The organism is Arthrobacter sp. 2YAF22_2, from assembly GCF_052114645.1.
In the GTDB taxonomy this organism is placed as follows: domain Bacteria; phylum Actinomycetota; class Actinomycetes; order Actinomycetales; family Micrococcaceae; genus Arthrobacter.
In genome coordinates, this window is sequence record NZ_JBFRFD010000355.1 from 1 (window position 1) to 3,863 (window position 3,863).

At 68.5% G+C, this 3,863-nt stretch carries 2 protein-coding genes; one reads left to right on the forward strand and one right to left on the reverse strand.

Annotation, left to right across the window (positions count from 1 at the left end; genetic code table 11):
- Positions 1 to 3,245 (reverse strand): DEAD/DEAH box helicase (locus AB4Y86_RS13855; protein ID WP_441402792.1); only part of this gene is annotated, 3,245 nt, incomplete at its 3' end.
- 163 nt (positions 3,246 to 3,408) lie between these two features.
- On the opposite strand from AB4Y86_RS13855, the gene AB4Y86_RS13860 reads away from it, so the two are divergent.
- A partial coding sequence (locus tag AB4Y86_RS13860; protein WP_441402793.1) for a DMP19 family protein occupies positions 3,409 to 3,863 on the forward strand: 455 nt, incomplete at its 3' end.

Genomic DNA, 3,863 nt, shown 5'->3' on the forward strand with positions numbered 1-3,863 from the left:
CGGTAGACCATCACGTTGCGTGACTGGCCGATCCGGTGCGTGCGGTCCACGGCCTGCGCTTCCGAGGCCGGGTTCCACCACGGGTCCAGCAGGAACACATAGTCCGCCTCTGTCAGGTTCAGGCCGAAGCCGCCGGCCTTGAGGCTGATCAGGAAGACCGGCGCCGCGCCGTCCTTGAATTCGTTGACGACGTCGGTCCGGTTGCGGGTGCTGCCGTCGAGGTAGCAGAACTCGATGTTTTCCGCGATCAGCCGCTCCCGGACCTTGCCGAGGAACCCGGTGAACTGGCTGAAGATCAGTGCGCGGTGGCCTTCCGCGACCAGGTCCTGCAACTGCTCGAACAACACGTCGAGCTTGCTTGAGCGCACCCCTGATAGGGACGGGTCGATCAGCGACGGGTCGAGGCTGAGCTGGCGTAACAGGGTCAGCGACTGGAAAATCGTGAAGCGGTTCTTGTTGACGTCTTCGATCAGGCCCAGGATCTTCTGGCGCTCGCGCTGCAAATGCGTCTGGTAGACCTTCTGGTGCCTCGGGTTCAGCACCACTTCGAGGATCTGTTCCTGCTTGGGCGGCAGGTCGTGAATGACCTGCTCCTTGGTGCGGCGCATCATGAGCGGACGGACCCGGCGCCGAAGCTTGTCCAGCTGCGCCCGGTCCCCGTTCTTCTCGACCGGCTTCTGGTAGTACTCGGCGAATCGTTTGGGGCTGGAGAAGAGCCCCGGGGCCACGATCGAGGTCAGTGCCCAGAACTCCATCAGGTTGTTCTCCAGCGGCGTGCCGGTGATCGCCAGCTTGAAGCCGGCGGGCAGCTTACGGGCGCACTGGTAGGCCTTGGACTGATGGTTCTTCACGAATTGCGCCTCGTCCAGCACCAGGGACGCCCAGGCCTGCGAGGCATAGGCCTCGTAGTCGATCCGGAACAGCGCGTAAGAGGTGATCACGACGTCGGCCCCTGCCATCGCCTCGGCCGGTACCGAACCGCTCTTGGCGAACGTCTCGGTGATCGCCCGGACCTCCAGGCCCGGCGCGAAGCGTGCGGACTCGGCCTGCCAGTTCCCCACCACGCTGGTGGGGGCTACGACCAAAAAAGGGGCCCCTCCGGGGGCGCCGCCGGCCGCGTCCTTGGCGGCGCAGATCAGCGCCAGCGCCTGGACGGTCTTGCCCAGGCCCATGTCATCGGCCAAGACCCCGCCCAGCCCGTGGCGGTAGAGGAAGCTCAGCCAGTTGAATCCTTCGAGCTGGTAGGGGCGCAGCTCGGCGTTGAGCGATGCCGGGAGCGGAAGGCCGTTGCTGCCGCCCTCCAGCAGACCGCCCACCGCTTCCCGCCAGGCAGCGGCCTGCTGGTCCACGATGCCCAGCTGGGCCAGCTCGTCCCAGAGCCCGGCTTGGAACCGGCTGATCTGCAGCGGCGCGTCCTTTCCCTGGTTGTCCTGCAGGATGCGGGCTTCGTCGATCAGGGCACGCAGCTGGTGCAGCTCGGGCAGGTCCAGGGAAAAGTAGGCGCCGCTGGGCAGCAGCATGCGGGTCTGCCCGGCGGCAAGGGCGGAGAACAAGGCCGCGAAGGAAACGGGCTGGCCCTCCAGCGTGATGACGATGCCGAGGTCGAACCAGTCCCGGCTGTCGGTGGCCTTGGTGGAGATCGCGACCACCGGCGCTTCCTCGGCCTCGCGGTAGTCGGCCATGTCGCCGGCTGTGTCCACCGAGACGTCCGGAAGGTCGCGGAGCCGGGGCAGGACCTCCTCGGTAAAGGCCAGGGTGTCCAGGCCGCTGAGCTCCGCGGACGCCGCCAGTCGCGGCGTGCCCCAGCCTCCGGTCGCTGATTCGCCGAGCTTCGGCACAACGTCCCACGGCTGGCCGACGGTCTCCAGGATGCGGGCCTCGGCGGCGTCGTCCCGGTAGCCATGGTCGCCGGGGTGCCGCCACAGGGGTTGGGCCGTGACCAGGGTGCCGGACTTGTAGTGCCACTCCCAGTGCAGCCGGACCCGGTGGTCGGCGCCGTAATTGGCGAGCACGGAGAGGGTCGGCACCGCCAGGGCGGGCAGCTCGACGGAGTCGTCGGAGGCGGTCACCCGGGCGGTCTGCTTGAGCTTGGGATAGAACCCGGTCAGGAACCGGCCCTCGTCCCGCGCCGGAATGTGCAGGGTGGTGCCGGCGGTCACGAAGGTCAGGAGTTCATCGCTCAGGCCGCCTTCCAGCGGCGCCAGGGTGATCACGGCGTCAGCCGGGGCCACGCCCGGGAGCGCGTCCGCGTCCGAGCTCACGAAAATCCCGTGGGCGGGGTGGCCGATCGTTCCGACCGAGGCCGGGTCGACCAGCGCGCCGTCCACGGTGATGCTCGGCGCGAGCGCCAGCCCGCCGTCGCCGGCCGCCTCAGCGCCGAGCCGGGTGAGGTTGAGTCCGACGGCGGCCGGCTCGCCAGCGAGCCGGACCGGTTCGTTGCCCCGCCCGTGGACCAGGGCCAGGCCGATCTTCCCGGCGTCGGCCAGCAGGCTCCACAGGTTCTTGCCGGCGTAGGTGTTCAGCCCCAGCCACGGCGCGGTGCCGGCGTGCTGGCGGTTCGCCAGCGCGGTGTGCGAGGCGAGGAACTCCTGCATCCACTCCACGTGGGCTTCGTTGCATTCGCGCCGGTAGTTCAGGTAGCTCAGGGTGTTCCAGGAAACGTCGCCCCGGATCCATTTGCCCTTGGCGCCCATGATGACGGGCCGGGCCTTCAACTGGCGCACGCTGCGCAGCGGATCCCGGCGCCCGGTGTAGGAGAAGTGCGGGGCCGGCTCCTCGAGCTCGAACTGCAACGCCAGCGGGACGCCGTTGGTGGACTTCGTAATGCCTGGCCGGGCCAGCAGCGGGCTGAGGGCCTGCTCCCAGTCGGGCAGGTCGTGCCCGGCGGCCTGGCGCGACAGCCGGGAGGATTCCGCCGGCGCGAGCAGCTGAACGCGGATTGCCGGGTTATCCTCGGCGGCAAAGAGCAGGGCGGCGACGTGCTTGCAATCCTTCCGGACCGGGCAGCTGCAGACGCCGACGGTGCAGCTCCAGCCGCCGCCCTTGCGGACCAGCTTCGCCGTCGTCGAATACGGCAGCGGCGCGCCGCCGCGGACCTTTCCCAGCATGAGACCGGTGCCGGCGTCGAAGGACATCCCGGAAACCCGGCTGCCCATGGCATAGGCCAGTCCGGCCGCCAGGGAACGGTCGTTAATCGCGGGGGTCTGTATTGCCAGTGCCGCACTCTCGTCCGGATGGGATGGCATGTGGGCACTACTTTCAGCGGTTGGTCATCTGATCCATCTTAGCCAGCCCGGCGGGGCCCGGAAACTTCGCCTGACGTTCACTTTCCGCTCAGACCGTCCGGGGCGGGGCGGCCCTACCGTGGAGGGGAACGGAGCACCGCCCGCCACCACCGTGAGGATTCCCATGAGCAGCAGCCTGACCTCGAGCCCGACCGCCACCGAACACGCCCCGGTCCTGACCCAGGAGAGCCTGCACGGCGGCAACGTGGACGTCGTGGACGCCAATGTGGACGTGGTCAACGCCATGTACGCGGAATTGCTGGACGCGGACGAAATCGCGCCGAACGCGCTGCGCAGCTACTACGTGGACTTCTACCTCACGCAGGCGCTTGGCGGCGGCTTCGCCCAGTACGTTTTCACCCTGCCGGAGCGCGAGGAGATCGACAATTACGTCCGCGAAGGACTGGCCGGGATGGGCGCCACCGCGCACCTGGACCTCTTCAACCGCAGCGTGGCAGCCTTCGATTCGCTCTCGGACGAGGAAGCCGATTCCTACCTCGACGGAGACGCCGAGCTGGGTTTCGAYGACGACGACGACGCCGACGGTGCCGGGGCTAGCGAGGCCGAGGCGCCGGAGGC